At 42.3% G+C, this 16,703-nt stretch carries 16 protein-coding genes; 2 read left to right on the top strand and 14 right to left on the bottom strand.

Features of this window, described 5'->3' with window-relative positions; all coding sequences use genetic code 11:
* Positions 1 to 412: 412 nt before the first annotated feature.
* The 5 genes from HM131_RS02915 to HM131_RS02890 form a co-directional block, all read right to left on the bottom strand.
* Positions 413 to 1,069, bottom strand: a complete 657-nt coding sequence (locus HM131_RS02915) for a LysE family translocator (RefSeq protein WP_085027763.1) — start codon at positions 1,067 to 1,069, stop codon at positions 413 to 415.
* Between the two features lie 107 nt (positions 1,070 to 1,176).
* Entirely contained in the window at positions 1,177 to 1,632 is a 456-nt protein-coding gene (locus HM131_RS02910) for a cupredoxin domain-containing protein (RefSeq protein WP_085027761.1), read from the bottom strand.
* Positions 1,633 to 2,384: 752 nt separating this feature from the next.
* Positions 2,385 to 3,281 (bottom strand): vanadium-dependent haloperoxidase, encoded by an 897-nt coding sequence (locus HM131_RS02900; RefSeq protein WP_085027757.1) that lies wholly within the window; start codon positions 3,279 to 3,281, stop codon positions 2,385 to 2,387.
* 66 nt (positions 3,282 to 3,347) lie between these two features.
* The gene (locus tag HM131_RS02895; RefSeq protein WP_085027755.1) at positions 3,348 to 5,132 is read right to left on the bottom strand and encodes an ABC transporter ATP-binding protein; all 1,785 of its coding nucleotides are present in this window, start codon (positions 5,130 to 5,132) and stop codon (positions 3,348 to 3,350) included.
* Positions 5,132 to 6,841 carry an ABC transporter ATP-binding protein gene (locus HM131_RS02890; protein ID WP_085027753.1) on the bottom strand — a complete coding sequence of 570 codons (1,710 nt, stop codon included), beginning with the start codon at positions 6,839 to 6,841 and terminating at the stop codon, positions 5,132 to 5,134. The genes HM131_RS02895 and HM131_RS02890 overlap by 1 nt, the downstream gene beginning before the upstream one ends.
* Positions 6,842 to 7,155: 314 nt before the next feature.
* On the opposite strand from HM131_RS02890, the gene HM131_RS02885 reads away from it, so the two are divergent.
* Both HM131_RS02885 and HM131_RS02880 read left to right on the top strand, forming a co-directional pair.
* On the top strand, positions 7,156 to 7,356 hold the full coding sequence (locus tag HM131_RS02885; protein WP_232324861.1) for a hypothetical protein: 201 nt from the start codon (positions 7,156 to 7,158) through the stop codon (positions 7,354 to 7,356).
* Positions 7,357 to 7,380: 24 nt separating this feature from the next.
* A complete protein-coding gene (locus HM131_RS02880; protein WP_232324921.1) occupies positions 7,381 to 7,755 on the top strand; it encodes a winged helix-turn-helix transcriptional regulator in 375 nt (124 codons plus the stop codon).
* A gap of 85 nt (positions 7,756 to 7,840) precedes the next feature.
* On the opposite strand, the gene HM131_RS02875 is transcribed toward HM131_RS02880, so the two are convergent.
* The 9 genes from HM131_RS02875 to HM131_RS02835 all read right to left on the bottom strand — a co-directional run bounded on the left by HM131_RS02875 (position 7,841) and on the right by HM131_RS02835 (position 16,697).
* Positions 7,841 to 8,824 carry a Gfo/Idh/MocA family protein gene (locus HM131_RS02875; RefSeq protein ID WP_085031763.1) on the bottom strand — a complete coding sequence of 328 codons (984 nt, stop codon included), beginning with the start codon at positions 8,822 to 8,824 and terminating at the stop codon, positions 7,841 to 7,843.
* A 76-nt stretch (positions 8,825 to 8,900) separates the two neighbouring features.
* On the bottom strand, positions 8,901 to 9,599 hold the full coding sequence (locus tag HM131_RS02870; protein WP_085027749.1) for a GDSL-type esterase/lipase family protein: 699 nt from the start codon (positions 9,597 to 9,599) through the stop codon (positions 8,901 to 8,903).
* A gap of 73 nt (positions 9,600 to 9,672) precedes the next feature.
* Complete coding sequence (locus HM131_RS02865) at positions 9,673 to 10,395, bottom strand: CAP domain-containing protein (RefSeq protein ID WP_085027747.1); 723 nt, start codon at positions 10,393 to 10,395, stop codon at positions 9,673 to 9,675.
* Between the two features lie 121 nt (positions 10,396 to 10,516).
* Positions 10,517 to 10,726: a hypothetical protein gene (locus HM131_RS02860; RefSeq protein WP_085027745.1), complete on the bottom strand. Its 210-nt coding sequence runs from the start codon at positions 10,724 to 10,726 to the stop codon at positions 10,517 to 10,519.
* 108 nt (positions 10,727 to 10,834) lie between these two features.
* Positions 10,835 to 12,274 carry an aldehyde dehydrogenase family protein gene (locus HM131_RS02855; RefSeq protein ID WP_085027744.1) on the bottom strand — a complete coding sequence of 480 codons (1,440 nt, stop codon included), beginning with the start codon at positions 12,272 to 12,274 and terminating at the stop codon, positions 10,835 to 10,837.
* Positions 12,275 to 12,286: 12 nt separating this feature from the next.
* Entirely contained in the window at positions 12,287 to 13,339 is a 1,053-nt protein-coding gene (locus HM131_RS02850) for a homoserine dehydrogenase (RefSeq protein WP_085027742.1), read from the bottom strand.
* The gene (locus HM131_RS02845) at positions 13,336 to 14,529 is read right to left on the bottom strand and encodes a M20 metallopeptidase family protein (protein ID WP_085027740.1); all 1,194 of its coding nucleotides are present in this window, start codon (positions 14,527 to 14,529) and stop codon (positions 13,336 to 13,338) included. The genes HM131_RS02850 and HM131_RS02845 overlap by 4 nt, the downstream gene beginning before the upstream one ends.
* 13 nt (positions 14,530 to 14,542) lie before the next feature.
* Complete coding sequence (locus HM131_RS02840) at positions 14,543 to 15,736, bottom strand: cystathionine gamma-synthase family protein (protein ID WP_085027738.1); 1,194 nt, start codon at positions 15,734 to 15,736, stop codon at positions 14,543 to 14,545.
* Positions 15,723 to 16,697 (bottom strand): cyclodeaminase, encoded by a 975-nt coding sequence (locus tag HM131_RS02835; RefSeq protein ID WP_232324860.1) that lies wholly within the window; start codon positions 16,695 to 16,697, stop codon positions 15,723 to 15,725. Before HM131_RS02835 ends, HM131_RS02840 begins: the two co-directional genes overlap by 14 nt.
* Positions 16,698 to 16,703: the final 6 nt, after the last annotated feature.

Raw genomic sequence — 16,703 nt, 5'->3', positions numbered from 1 at the left:
AAAAATGGGGCCAAGCTACACCAGGGTGCGGTGGACTAGAAAGTAAACTCTATATTCGTAAAGATTCATTGAGAAGAAAAAAACAGAAAATCTGAACAGACAAAAGAAACAGCTCTTGCCCTCAAGGAAGCTCTTGGGGAAGAAAACTTAAAACATGTAGCTGCCTGCTTTAAAAGGTTGTCAGTAGAAGTGGATAAAGTAAACCAGATTCAACAAGAACGATTAAGAGAGCTTGCGCAGCGTGTGTCGTGAAAGTCACTCCAGCATCTAAGCTATATTCAGCGGGCGTTCGGATCTTTGTAATTCAACCATACACTGAAAAGAGTCACACCCACCTTAATGGAAGGAAGGTGTTCTCCTATCATAAAATAGAACGTCTTTCTTTTTTCAAGTCATACTTCATAACTCCCTTTTAGTTCCATAAGGTCATGACCAGCATAATTCCTTTGTATCCAAATTGGATTCCGAAGCCTATCAAAACTAAACTTGCCATGCCATGCACCCACTTCAATAGAGATGGATTGGCGAGTAGTCGCCCAAAGTGAATCGTAAAAGCAAGATTTACATTCCATAACCCTATCCCTATGAAGACTAATGAACTGATCAAAAAAGAATGAAATAAATTTTCCTCCTGAAAAGCTCCACTCAATACAGAGCCATAAATCCCAATCCAAAAAAGCAAGTTCATTGGATTAGTTCCAGCTATGAGAAATCCTCTAATAAAAGATGACCTTCTTACATTACTTGTACGATCCCCTCTCTCTAATGAGTGCTTTCCACTTTGATCTATATGAGTTGAACGTAGGCTTGTCCAACCCGTTTGTATAAGGACAATACATCCAACAAGCATCAGGCTAACCTTTACCCACGTCCATGATAAGAGTGTAGCGATGCCCAGGAACATCGCCCCCATTAATAATAAATCCGAAGACATACCTCCCAGCCCTACAAACAATGCCGGCCAGAATCCAAAAGCAAGTCCTCTTTTAATAATTTCTATATTAATCGGCCCTACGGGAGCTGCAATGGACAAACCAAGTATAATATACCCTACTGTAATCGCTATCATAGGAATCCCCCATTGTACACACGCTTAGTTAAATACATGTAAGAGGTAAACAAAATAGAACAATAAAAAAAGAGACAATGGCTTGTCCCTTTTTTATAATAAATAAATTAGTCCACAACAATATAAGCTATCATCGGCCCGTTGGAAGCGATGTCGGAGTGAGTATTACAAATCAGGCGATAAAACCCTTCTTTTTCAAATTTTAAGTCTACGATAGTCTCTTTTCCTTGCTGTACAACTCCTTTGACATCTGTCCCTTCAATGTAGAATGGATGTTCTTTTCCATTTACTCCATAAATACTTAACCTGAATGGTTCATCTTTTTCTACAAAAATTGTCCCTGGGTCCCAGCGATAAGCTTCAATCTTCTTACCATCAGCCGTTTCTGCCTTAAATTCTCCTGTAACGAGATTGATCATTCGGGGTTCGGTATTGACGGGTTCCGATGTAGTAGCTACGGCGCCTTTCCAGAAGAAGCTTCCTAGATAATAGGCAGCTAATGCGATCAGGATGGCTCCCGCTATCCAAGCAATTTTTCTGGCCGACAAGATGATGGCGTCCATTTGCATCCCTCCTAAGCATGTTTGCTAATGTATATGCACCACATCCTTAAGAACTTGTCTCTTTTTTTAAAATCCGTCCATTTAGCATAGCTTTACAGAAGCAGCTTCTTCAACAAACGCCTCCTTATCCTAAAGACTTGAATTCAAAATAATAGCTTTGTTTAGATGGGACTGTTCCCGTTACCTAGTAATCTGGAAAGGTCGGAGGGGAAATGGCTCGCTTTCCGCGGGGATGACGGCAAGCTTCCTCGGTTTACCAACCTGCGGGATCTTGCCAGCCATTCCATTCCCGCAGGAGTCTCACCATTTCCCCTCCCACCTTTACGTTTATTGAATTGAACGGAAACACCCTTATGAGGTAGTAAATTCTCCATTTGAGAAGCACACTTATTGTACTTGTACTAAATAAACGGGCTCAGAGGAGTTTTTACACTCTGTTGTTAGAGGAATTCATAAAACTATCCTCTGGATACTGTAAAGGTTCGTTAAAATTATTGACGGGAGGGATGGATGGAAAATGACGAGACTCCCGTGGGAGAAGGACCCAGGCGAGACCCCACAGAGAGCGCAGCGAACGAGGAGGCTCGGCAGTTCCCCCACAGGAAAGCGAGTTATTTTCCATCCATCCCTAACGCTTATCACGAATGGTTACGAACCGAAGCTATCTTGAAATTAAGTCTTCCATATAACTGCTATTAACTGGATTAATGAGATCCAATAAAAAAAGAACAGCGAAAGGGCTGTTCCTTACTTTAATCCTTATTAAGCCAAGCTCCTAAAGAAGATTCATCCTCATCCCAACCCTCACCGAGCAGCAGAGAATCACAACTGCGATCGAATTCAAAAGGAATCGCCTGCTCATAAGTCGTTGGGAAAATATCTGCCTTGCGGAATTCCCTATTCGGAGAATCAACCGGCAGACCATTCACACGATCTTTTCTCAACTCTTCTACTACAATTTTCCCAATTTGTCTGCCTAAACGAAGACCTTCATTATTATCGACTGGATAATGTACACCTGCATAAAGTCTTGATAGCGCATCTTCTTCAGCAAGCTTATGCAAACTCCTTCGTTCTGAAGGGAAGAAATAACTCAAAATGACTTCAGCTGCCCCGGAAATGGTGGCATGCCCAGAAGGATAAGAAGGATGTTTAGGTGTACAAATAACGGTGGCTAAATGCTGGTCAAGCTGATTCGGTCGTGGCACAAGCCATTTGTACTTTAAAGTCCAGCAAACGACAAATGCATCATTCATTCCCGCAAAGAGAGCTCCTAAGATACGGGCAGCACGCGGTGCTTCGACCCCATACGTATCAATTAACCGGTCAACAATCGGGATCCACTGTTTCGATGCTGGACCTTCCCCCCAATAAATGGCGATTCTTTTTTGGTCCTCTGTCAAATTCTTTAGTGTATGTTGAACAACTCTCAACTCTTCAAGCCAATCAATCTTTTCAGGATGCTTAATTTCTAAGTGGATCGGATGTCCATCCAACTTTTTAAATCCATGCCTGCGGCTCTTTCTAATGTAATTGGTTTGCCAATTTCCTGCGTTTGGTTCGACACCCTCTTCCACGGTCGGTGCATAAGCTGTCCCCGCATACGGGATTTCCGTCCAGAGAGGATAGGCTCTTTTCTTATGAGACATTGTCTCACCCCCCTTTTTAATACGATATGGGCGTACAAGGGTAGAGGTGAAACAAATCTCATCCTTCTATAGCATTACGTTCTTCTCTGTCTGTTGTGTCTTTACTAAATCTGCGTAGAATCCTTTTTCTTCAATCAGCTCATAATGGGTGCCTTTTTCAATAATTCGTCCCTTTCGTAATACTAATATCTGATCAGCAGAACGGATGGTATTCAGTCTGTGAGCAATAACAAAACTTGTTCTCCCTTTCATCAATTTCTTCAACGCATCATTGATCTTCATTTCGGTGACAGTATCGATACTGCTAGTCGCTTCGTCTAATATTAATAACGATGGATTGGCAATCATTGCACGGGCAATGGAAAGCAACTGTCTTTGGCCGTGACTGACCCCTTTTCCATCTGGGTCGAGAATCGTGTCATAACCGTTTGGTAATTTTATAATAAAATCGTGCGCATGAGAAGCTCTTGCCGCTTTTTCAACCTCTTCATCTGTTGCTTCTATTCTTCCATAGCGAATGTTTTCACGAATGGTTTTATTAAACATCGTGGCATCCTGAAGGACGACTCCCATTTGACTCCTTAAGCTATCACGGGTGATGGAATGAATGTCTTTTCCATCTACGAGAATTCTACCTTGATCGGGATCGTAAAAACGAGACAACAGAGAGACGATCGTCGTTTTCCCTGCCCCTGTGGGTCCGACTAGTGCAATCGTTTCTCCTGCTTCGGCATGAAAGTTTATATGAGCTAACGTCTGCTCGCTGCCATCATAAGAAAAGGAAACATCCCGGAACTCAATGTTGCCTTTAATGGTTGATACTTCTCCAGTGTCATTTTCTTCTGATTCGTCAATGATATGAAATACACGATCTGCTCCAGCTACAGCGGAAAGTATCATATTAAACTGGTTAGCTAAATCATTCAGTGGTCGTGTGAACTGACGGGAATAGGTGGTAAACGTAACAATGATCCCAATGGATACATAACCGTTAAGGGCTAACAACCCGCCCCCGCCTACGATGATGGCAAAGCTTACATTATTGAGCATATTCATTAGTTTAGGAATGAAACCTGTGTACACTTGTGCCCAATACCCCGATTGTCTTAAAGCTTCATTTTTTTCCTCAAAATCTTGAATTACTCGCTCTTCTCTAGAAAACATTGTGATGATTGGCTGTCCTGTAAACATCTCTTCCACGTAACCGTTCAGTTCACCTAAATGTTTTTGCTGTTCTTTAAAATAAGTGCCTGTTCGCTTCGTTATCCATTTCATCCCAAAATACATAACTGGAACGATCGTCAAAGTCAATAAAGTGAGAAGAGGACTAAGCCAAATCATCACTCCGATCGTACCCGTTATCGTCAACACACTCGTTACGAACTGGACAACAGCTGTGTTTAGTGTACGGCTTACGTCTTCCATATCATTGGTCAATCGACTCATGAGATCCCCTTGCTGCCTTTTTTGGAAAAATAAAATCGGAAGCCGCTGCAAATGGGAAAACAGGTGATTTCTCATTTCATACACTGTCGTCTGGGCAATACCAATCATCCAATAATTTTGCAGCCACAACGTTAGAGAGTGGAAAAAATAGATCGCTAACAATAGGAAAATCATAACTATCAGTGTGTTGGTCTCTGACTCAGCAATGACGATATCCACGGTTTTTCCAAGTAAAAAAGGACCGAGTAATGACAAGAGAGAACTTATGATGATCAATCCAATGACCATAGAGAAACGTTTCTTCTCCGGTGCCATATAGCTCCAAATTCTATTCAGGGTAGCTCTTATATTTTCAACTTTCGGAGGGGGTGTCCCTATTCCCATGTGGCGGGGCTGTCGTGCCATTACATCACATCCTCTCGCTGAGATTGAAAGACCTCTCGATAGTATGGACTTTCATTTAACAGCTCTTCATGGGACCCTTGAGCAATCAATTTGCCTTGGTGGAGAAGCAAGATCTGATTCGCTTCTTTCAACGAACTGATTTTTTGGGCGACAATAAACACGGTACACTGTTGGGTTTTTAAACTATTTAAGAGCTTCATTTCTGTATAAGCATCCAGAGCGCTGGTGCTGTCATCTAATATTAATATTTTAGGCTTTCTTACAAGCGCTCGGGCTATAGATAATCGTTGTTTTTGTCCCCCGGAGAAAGTGACCCCCTTTTGCCCAAGCACAGTATCATACCCGTCAGGCAAGGTTTTAATAAATGAATGAATCTGCGCTTGCTTAGCCGCTTCAACAACTTCACTCATTTTAGCGTTTTCTTTTCCCCATGCTATATTCGAACGTACGCTTCCAGAAAAAAGGTGAACGTCCTGAGGAACAAGACTAATCTGCTTTCTTAAGCTTTTTGTATCAAAAACTTCGATAGGATTATCATCTAAATAGATTTCACCGGAATGTTTTTCGTATAACCGGGGTATAAGATGAAGTAAGGATGTTTTTCCTGCTCCCGTCTCCCCTAGCAGCCCAATGGTTTGTCCTGGTTGAGCATGAAAGGATACATTGTGAAGAACTGGATGATCGGAATGAAAAAAGGACACTCGTTCAAATCGAACCTCTCCTTTTAACTCTTGCTGGATTTTTTCGCTGTCTTCTAAGTAGGAAGGCGCCTCTACATCAAGAACTTCACTGATTCGCTCTGCTGATGCATTCCCTCGGGAAAAAATCATAATTAGAAAAGTAAAAAGACCAAACGTAAACATAATCCTTGTCGCATAATTAATTAGGGCTACAAGTTCACCTGCTTGGATGTTTCCTAAACTGAGCTTGTCGGCTCCCAGCCATAGGATAAGGAGAATAGATGCATTCATCCCAAGCATAACGACAGGCATTGCTACTTCCATCAGCCAAAGCGCGCGCTTATTAACGCCCATCAATTGCTTATTCACATGTAAAAAACGATCACTCTCATATTCTTCCCTATTAAATCCCTTTATTAGGCGAATCCCTGTCAAATTTTCACGTATGACGGTATTCAACCTATCAATTTTAAGCTGGACACGCTTGAATAAGCGCACACCTATTTTTAACACCCAGAAAAGAAATCCTAAAAAAGCAGGGACAGCAATAACAAGAATGAATGTTAGTTGAACATTGATGGTAAAAGCCATCATCAGACCAAAAATAATAAAGAGGGGTGCCCTGAGAGCAATACGGACGAACATAAATAAGAGACTCTGTATTTGAGTCACGTCGTTCGTTATTTTTGTAATCAACCCCGGAGTCGAGAACTGCTGGAAATTTTCATGCGTGAACTTCTGTACTTTAGCGAATAAATCTCTTCTTAAGTCATAGCCTACACCTTGGCTGAAATGTGCAGCAAAGAAGGAATTCGTTATCCCAGCGGTAAAAGCTAACAGGGACAAGCCGATAAGGACACTTCCCCACAGAGCAACGGTTGAATAATCTTCCACTAAAATTCCGCCGTCAATGATTTTGGCCATAATCAAAGGTTGAACCAATTCTACAATGAGTTCGATAAGCATCAAACATAGTGCGATACCGGCCGAAGTTTTGTAATTCATTGAGTATGCGATGATCTTTTGCATAAAAATATCCTCCGCAAGTATGAAAGTTCCTCTCATTATACAGGATATAAGAGTAGGATAGAACTAAGGACGCTTATCTCCCCTTGTACAAATACATTGAACTTTAGTTATATAAGTACAATGTTTGTACACTAGTACTTAAGCAGGGTAAATGTCGACTAATACAGCCAAAATCACGGACTAACATCTTTCAGGGGCTATAGATTTTTAATCTTATTGTGTACAAGTTACAAACCTGTAAGTACTTGAGAATTCAAGAAAAAGACAATAGAATTATACTAGTAGTATTTCCGAACCGAATGGAAGGTGATACAGTGAGGGATAGTATAAAGCCTATTTTCCCCGTCACGGAAGAACTGCTAGAACTCGTTGATTTGCTGAATCAAATATCCGATTCCCAAGAGGATCAAGTGATACCTCAGACCATGACTGTATTAAACAGGGTCTATGCTCAGGGAATTATGGAAGGATATCAGAAAGCCATGGAAAAGAATGCAACAAAAAAAATAAGATAAGATGAGGTGACTCGTGTGAGCAAAATGGAGAATGGGATTGATATTACTCTTGAGGTTGTTTGCGGCAAGTGGAAAGGAGCTATTTTGTGGCAGCTCCTCCACAAAGACCGACTGAGATTTAATGAGTTGCGCCGATCCCTTGATGGGAGTATTTCGTCACGTATCCTTTCACGCGAATTAAGGAAGTTGATTGAAGACGGACTTGTGGAACGCGTAGACTTTGAAACCATGCCTCCAAGAGTAGAATATTGCATCACTCCTTACGGCAAAACCACGGCCTCATTTTTAGAGTCCATGAATGAGTGGGGAATGGCTCATAAACGGATGTCTGCATCAAAAAGCGAAATGGCTGAAATGATTAATACGAAACATGACGAAAAAGAAAATGAGTTAGGATAGACCATTCCCCTGGTGTATATTAAAAAGGCTTCGTAATAATACGAAGCCTTTTTAATTGCCCCCCATTGGGTGTACTTTTTTGGAATTACAAATCCCCTGGAAATACAAGTCCGATTTTTCTACGTACCTCTTCCATCACTTTTGCTGCTACCAACGAATTTTCATGGGAATTTACAAGTGATTGACTTTGTTGGTTTTTAATGAGACTAATAAATTCCTGGACTTCATAAAACATTGGGTCATACACATCTTCAGGTGTTAAAGACTCATTTGTACCGTCTTTATAATAAATTTCAATTCCTTCTGGTTCAGAGATATCAGGAATGATTATGGATCCTTTCTCCCCTTGAATTTCACTGGGTGCATAGGAATGTTGGATTTTCGAGTGCATAATGACCGCTTCCATTCCCTCATATTCCGCTATTAGGCTTCCTTCCCCGTCAACTCCCGATTCCAGCATAACCGCATTAGCATGAACCGTCTTAGGCTCACCGAATAAGACAACCATTGGATAGATGCCGTAGACACCTAGATCCATTAATGACCCATTTGAAAATTTAGGGTTGAACGCATTTAATACCGTGCCTTCTTTGTATGCGTCATAGCGGGATGAATATTTGCAGAAGTTCCCTACAAAACGCCGGACTTGCCCAATCTTATGTAGGTTGTCATGAAGACTCCTAAACCCAGGTAAGAGTGTTGATTTAACAGCTTCCATCAGGAGAACTCCTTCGGTTCTCGCTGTGTTGATCATCGAAGCGACTTCTTTTTGATTGGACGCCATTGGTTTTTCACATAAGACGTGTTTTTTATGTTCCATACATACAATCGCCTGCTCTGCATGAAAAGAATTAGGACTGGCAATATACACAGCGTCCAGCACATCACTCTTTGCTAATTCCTGTACAGAAGTAAACGTATGAGCCGCTCCATGTTTTTCAGCAAATTCTTCTGCTCGCTCTTCTGTTCTTGAGTAAACTGCTGTGAATTCAAAGTCAGGATGCTGACGAGCTGCTTGAAGAAACTTTTCTGTAATTGTATTCGTACCAATAATTCCAAAACGAACCATCATTCTTCAGTCTCCTTTTACAAATCAAGTTGATTCCATTATACAGGAATGAAAAAGCCTGCACAGAGGCAGACCATCATTGAATATGAGGTATGGTTAACTCGGCAAGTGCTTTTTGGCCTTCCTTTGTAGGATGAACATCTCCTTTGATGATGTATTCTGGATGGCCCTTAAATGATTGGTACACATCAATCAACTGGATAGAAGTAAAATGATTCATTAATTTTATTAAAGAAGCGTATTGCAGATTGAGATAATACAAAGGAGCATTCAATTTATCTCCTGCTGAGGGGTAAGGATTATACAAGTTGTAGACAAGCACTTTTCCATCTGTAAGTTTGTCGACTTCAATGATAATCGAATACATATTATAAATGAAATCACGGATGACCGGAGCTACTTGTTCGATTTTAATTCCATCAATCCCCTTATTCTTTTTGACCAAATTGAGCAAATCGTTACCGCCTATATAGACAAGCACATAATCTGCATTTCGAATTGTTCTCCTTAATTTATCATTGGACTTTACAGCAGAAAGAAGCTCCCTTGAAGTCAATCCAGGAATGCTCATATTCGTGACCTCAACATTCTTTTCCGAACCTATAATATAAGGAAAAGCATCCTTCTGCGGATTATTGTTGTCCTCTTCCAAATTATAGCCATATGGAATGGAATCCCCTAAGGCAACAAGGTGTTTGTACTCCTCAGCAGAACTTGTATGAACTTGAAAAGAAGTTATGATAAGCGTTAATGCAATAACCACCTTGTGCACCATATATCCATTCTCCTACTTCCATGCTCTTATATGTAGAAACACGACGCTGGACGTACCATGCGTCATGTTCAAACTATTTTTTGCCAATAAACATTTGGGTCCAATACTGTCCGTCTTGTGCAAAACCTACACCAATATGCGTTAAGTTCTTGTTCATGATATTTTTGCGGTGTCCAGGACTGTTAAGCCAGCCTTTGACCACTTCATCAGGTGTCTGCTGTCCTGCTGCAATATTTTCTGCAGCCGTACGGTAATCGACTCCAAATTCCTTCAGCATATCAAAAGGTGTTCCGTAAGTTGGAGATGTATGTGAAAAATAATTGTTATCCGACATATCTTCAGCTTTTGTCTGGGCTACTTCTCCAACATCTGCACTGGTTTTCAACGGAGTTAAACCATTCTTTTTGCGAGCCTGGTTCGTCAGCTTAATGACTTCCTCACGAAAAGCTCCGTCAACTTGATCAGTTCGCTCTCTGTTTGTACCAAGGTTGGCATTCTCATCACCCTGATTTCGATCCGCTTCCTCATAAACATTAGGACCCTGGAATGGACCATTAGGACCGTTCGGGTTCATGCCTTCATAAGGAATATTAGCATCAAAACGATTTTGTCCGGGTACCACGCTTTCTTGATTTGGTCTTTGATATGGCTGGATTCCTTGATCTTCAGGTCCAAAACTCACTTCATTCAAATTATTCTGCTGTCTTTCTCTGGACCCTTCTTCCGTTGTATTACAAGCTGCAAGCATGAATACCATGAAAGCAGCAAAGATTACTAACAGTAAACCTTTTTTCATCTTTCATCCTCCTCAGGAATTCATCACTCTTACTATTTGCCTGAGGTATTTTTTTATCCTGATCAGAGCGTTCCATTTTTCACTAAAAAAACCGCTATGTTACAACATAGCGGCTACTTATTTATGCTGTTGTATGGCAATCAGGACAGCACGTTTGACAGCCGTTCACCTGATCGTAAGTATGACTAGCCTCTTCTAATGCACTTGCACAATCGGTATGACCGCCAAGAGCGAGCAGATTCTTTTCAAATGGCATGAATTTACACCCTTCTTTGTGTACTTCATGATCTCCACCTGTTTGTTGGTTTTGGTTAACGTAAAACTGAGCCAACTAGATAACCTCCTTTGATTTTATTAGATGTTTACCCGTCTGCCTTACTGACAAACATTTCCTTGTGCAATAGCAAAGAGCCGCTATGATAGCGGCTCTGAATAACAATTACATTTTCAGCTTGAAGCATACGACTTTTTGCTCTGTCATGGATTCAATAGCGTACCGTACACCCTCTCTTCCAATCCCCGAATTTTTCGTTCCACCGAAAGGCATTTCATCAATACGATAGTCACTGCTGTCATTAATCATGATGCCCCCAACGTTCATATGTTTAATCGTATGGAAAGCCTTTTGAATATTATTGGTGAAAACCCCAGCTTGAAGTCCATAATTGACGTTATTCGCTTTTTCAACAGCTTCATTTAAATCATCCACCGATTCTATTATGACTACCGGACCAAAGATTTCCTCCTGCGATATTCGAGCATGAGAAGGGACATTCGTCAGAACTGTAGGAGAATAATATGCCCCATCTCGCTTACCACCGACGGCAATGACTGCTCCTTCTTCAACTGCCTGCTCAACCCAATTCTCCACTCTAATGGCTTCCCGTTCATTGATCATTGGGCCGACATCTGTTGATTCATCCATTTTGTCTCCAACATTAAGCTGACTGGAAAGATCAACAACACTGTCCAAAAATGTTGAATAAATTTCTTTTTCAACATAGATCCGCTGAACTCCAATACAATTTTGACCTGCGGCAGAAAAGCTTCCCGAAACACAGGAAGAAACCGCATCATCCATATCGGCATCCTTCAACACAATAACAGGAGAGTTGGAGCCAAGTTCCATGCTGACCTTTTTTGCTCCTGCGATTTGAGTAATCCTCTCTCCCGCTTCAGATCCTCCAGTAAACGTAACCATCTGAATGGCTGAATGAGTCACCAGAGTATCCCCGATCTCTTTACCCGGTCCAGGTATGACGGACAATAACCCTTCAGGTAGACCAGCTTCTACAAAAGCTTCTGCCAATTTCAATGCACTTAAAGGTGTAACAGATGCAGGCTTTAAAACTATAGCATTCCCTGATGCTATTGCAGGACCAATTTTGTGAGCGACCAAATTAAGCGGATCATTGAAAGGTGTGATAGCTCCAATGACTCCGACAGGAAAACGGTAGTAGTAGCCGACTCGATCCTCACTGCCTTCGTTCTGATCAAAGTTAATGGTTTCTCCATTAATCCGCCTTGCTTCCTCTGCACTGATTTGTATGGTTTGTGTAGCCCGCTTCACCTCACCTCTTGCTTCTGTTATCGTTTTACTTCCTTCAGAGGCAATGATCTGGGCGAATTCTTCTTTGTGCTGACGCATATAGTCCACCACATTATTCAGCACTTTGATTCGTTCATGAGTCGGCCATGACTTCATTTTTTCGTAAGTCTGATCTGCTTTTTCAATAGCAGCGAGCATATCTTCTTTAGATGCCTGGGGAACAAGGGCGATTAACTCATTGTTTTGCGGATTACGGACTTCAAATGTATCTTGTGCATCCGTCCACTCTCCTCCGAGTAACATCTTCATCGTTTTAACCTTTGTCTGCATGATGGGCCCCCCTTAAATTTTGGCTACTATAAGTTGCTGATGATAATGAATGAGATCGATTAATAAAGAAAACCCTGTCTCTTTCAGACCGGCTCCCGCTCCCGTAAGCATGATAGGACCAGCTAGATCACATTCATAAACAATGGCGTTCGTTGCACCCGACACACCAGCGAGTGGATCGTCGATAGCTATTCTTTCAGGTTTCACACTAGCCTTCACACTTCCACCCTCACTTGTAATCCGGGCAAGAAGTCGATATTTTTCATCATCTTCCAAGGCGGACTGGATATCTTCAACGGTTAAACCGGAAATTCCTATACACTCTACATCTGTGTGAGAAATTGGAACCCCCATCACATAGTTAGATAAAATGGCTGTTTTATATCTTGCATCATAACCCTCTACATCACTTGTAGGATCAGCTTCAGCGTAGCCCAGCTTTTGGGCTTTCTCCAATGCTTCCTCGTAAGAAAGTCCTTTTTCCATTTCTGTGATCATATAATTGGTTGTTCCATTTAAGATTCCCTTGATTTCCTTAATCTTATTACCTAGCAGTGTCGTTTTTGGCATCCTTAAAGCAGGTGTCCCGCTCATCACCGTTCCTTCAAAGCCGAAAAACACTCCATTGTCTTTTGCTAGCTCCGAAAGTTCTTCAAATGCCAGGGCAACCGGACCTTTGTTCGTTGTGATCACACTTTTCCTGTTTTCAAAGGCTGTACGGCAATGAGTGATGGCGGGCTCTCCTGTCTTTACATCCGTGAAAGTAACTTCGACAACGACATCTGCATTGGAGTTTTTGATTGTTTCGGTGTTCGTCCAGCCTTTAATCGTTTTGGCATCTTCAGGATAATGCTCAACAGAACCGCTCTCTCTTACACAAGTTAACAATTTCGATACATCAAGACCTTCCGGATTATAAATCGAGCCTTTCATCATATCTGCAACGGCTACAACCGAAATAGTTAAGCCATGCTCTTCTTCCAGCATTCTTTTACGCTCTAAAATAATTTCAGCCAATGCCTGACCTACCCCGCCAAAACCAATGAAAGCCAGTTTAATCGTCATCCTCTTCCTCCTTTTAACCTCTGCCACTCATATACACATTGAGTTAGTATTCTTACACCGTCTTGCATAGCCTCTTCGTCAATGTCGAAGTCCGACTGGTGCAGACTTCTCTCCCTTTCTAAACCACATCCTAAAAAGAACATAGCTCCGGGTATTTTTTCTGTAAAATGACTGAAATCTTCACTCCCCATGCCGAACGGTTCATCATATACTGCCATAGGAGAAGCGGAATTTCTTATAACTTTGTTCATGTCAGGGTGATTGTACAACGCGGGCTCTCCGCGATGGATGTTCAGTTTGTAGTTGCCTCCTAATGAAGTGACGATTTGAGCGGCCTGAGAGATTTCCGCAATCATTTTTTCTCTTACTTCCGGGGTATAAGACCTCATGGTTCCCTTGATTTCAACAGAATTAGGGATAATGTTATTGGCGTCACCCCCGTTGATTTGTCCTACACTCAGCGTTCCTACCTGAAGTGGGTCGATCTTTCGGCCATTCAGACTATATAGCGCTTGCAAAAGATAAGTGGCGATCCACACGGGGTCAGTCACGTGCTGGGGATAACCCGCGTGCCCTCCTTTGCCTTCAATAGTTAAATGAAAATCATCATTATTTGCCATACTTGGGCCATCGTGAACTTGGATTTCCCCTCTTTTTCTCCATGGGCACATATGGAGTGCTAAAACAGCGTCCAGATTGTTGAGTTTGCCAGTCTTCATCATTTTGACTGCACCAGTCTCACCCGTCTCATCACAGTTTTCTTCTGCAGGCTGAAAAATCAATTGGACCGTGCCATTTAATGCTCCGCGTGCCGCATCCTCCGCCAGCAAGTGGGCGGTTCCAAGCAAGATAGACACATGGGCATCATGCCCGCACGCATGCATGACCCCATCGCATCGGGAATGGTAAGGCACGTCTGGTTGTTCGTGGATTGGCAAAGCATCCATATCCGCCCTAAGTCCGAGCACCGGGCCCCCACCAGCATGAAGGGTGGCAATGATTCCATAGCCACCCACTCCTTTTTCAATTTCATATCCACCCATTGAACGTAACGCTTTTTCAATTTCTTCACTCGTTCGCTTTTCTTGAAAACTAAGCTCGGGATATTTATGAAAATTTCTTCGCCAATGGATTAACTTTTCATGCAGTTGTTTGGATCTATAGGCTAAGTCCGTGTTTTTGGTAACCATAACGATTCCTCCATCAACTTTTTGCGTAGGTTTGAATCGTCTGAAAGGCTTGAGCTAAATCCTGTTTCAGATCGTCGATATCTTCAATCCCTGCTGAATAACGGATTAATCCTTCAGGTATTCCCATTGCAGCTCTTTCTTCTGGAGTACATTCGACGTGGCTCGTTGTTCTAGAAGGTCCGACAACGGTTTCCACTGAGCCCAGATTTGCCGCACGATTAGCAAATTTCAGTTTTGGTAAAAGGTCTCTGACTGTTTCCACTCCGCCTTTGACCGCGAAGCTAAGCATCCCACCGTATCCTTTCATTTGGGCTTTTGCGATATCATGGTGCGGATGATCCGGCAGACCAGGATAGAAGACAGCTTCGACCAAATCAAAAGTCTTCAGATATTCGGCTATTTCTTGAGCATTTTTGTTTTGCTGATCGATTCGCAGCTTTAATGTTTTCATTCCACGAAGCAGTAAATAAGCGGCCATAGGATCGAGCGTGGCTCCATTAATTTCCCTGTAATGATAGATAGCTTCGACCAATTCTTTATTCCCACAAACAACTCCTCCGAGAGCATCCGCGTGTCCGCCAAGGAACTTGGTCGCACTATGAATAACTAAGTCCGCTCCTAATTCCAGAGGGTTCTGATTGACTGGAGTCGCAAACGTGTTATCCACAATGACGATGGCGCCAACAGCTCTGCCGGCTTCAGCCATTCTTTTGATATCTGTAATCTTCACTGTAGGATTTGTTGGACTTTCCAAATATAAAACCTTACATCCTTTTGCAATCTCTTCTTCTAACAGTTCATGATTACCAGTTTCTGTTAGCACCACTTCGACTTGCTGCTTAGGGAGAAACTCTGTAAAGATTTTGTTTGTTCCTCCGTACGTATCTTTAATGGAGACCACCCGATCGCCAGGAAACAGTAACGTTCCTAATGTGTTTGAGATGGCTGCCATACCAGTCGAAAAGCTTGTCGCAGCCTCTGCACCTTCAAGAATTCGAACCTTTTCTTCAAAGGCTTGGACGGTAGGGTTTGTATTACGGCCATAGATGTGGCCGGGCTTTCTTCCAACTGCTACTTCATACCATTCATCCATATCGTCATAGCCAAATGAAACACTGTGGACAACAGGCACCTGTGTAGCACCAAATGCCAACTGTTCTTTCTCTCCGGCCCAAATGGTTTTTGTACTGAATTTAGCGTCTTTCATGAATCGTCTCCTCCTTAGATACCAGTAATGAATATACATGACGGGCGATCGCAGTATCCTGGACTCCCGTACCAGATAGATCACAGACTGTCACTTGCTCATTTGTTAATCGGCCTTGCTGACTGCCACTTGTAATCTCACCCAATTCAATTGCTTTTTCAATCGTGTAAGATGGACAGTTTCTCAGTTCACCCAGTCTCTTGGACTGCTCAATGACATCACACACAAAAATATCGGCATGGTTAATGACAGCGCAATCCAGTTCTTGTTTATGCTCCGCATCAGAGCCCATAGCCGTGATATGCAGACCTGGATGAAGCCATTCAGCTTTCACAATCGGTTCTTTCGATGGTGTTGTAGTAACAACAATGTCACTCTCTTCCACAACCTCTTGTGGACTCTTACACACGCTCACGTTAAGACCCAGCATCTTTTGTATATCCTGTTTAAACTCTTCTGCTTTTTCAGTCCGTCTTCCATACACATGTACATGTTCGATCGGCCGGACTAAGGTTAACGCTTGAAGCTGCAATCTTGCTTGAGCCCCAGTTCCAATGATTCCAGCGGTGCGGCTGTCTTTACGACTGCAATATTTTGCGGCCACTGCCCCTGCAGCTGCTGTCCGAATGTCGGTGAGCAGACCATTGTCAGCCAGTACAGCTTTCGGAACCCCAGTCTCAGCACTGAGCAAGATCATCATGCCATTGGCGCTCGGCAAACCTTTTTGTGGATTGTTGAAAAAACCGGAGGATAGCTTCACAGCGAAGCTATCGTATCCTTCAATATAAGCTGATTTAATATCTACTTCACCATTGTTGATAGGCACATCCACACGCATGATGGGAGGCATGTGGACGTTTTTAGTAATGAGGGCAGAAAAACCGTCTTCAATGACGTTTACGACCTCTGTATCTAAACGAATAACGCGTTCAATTTCTTCTCTTTGAAAAAGTTGAATCACGGACAC

The sequence above is a fragment of the Halobacillus mangrovi genome (assembly GCF_002097535.1).
GTDB classification, from domain to species: domain Bacteria; phylum Bacillota; class Bacilli; order Bacillales; family Halobacillaceae; genus Halobacillus; species Halobacillus mangrovi_A.
This window is presented reverse-complemented; position numbering and strand designations above follow the sequence as displayed.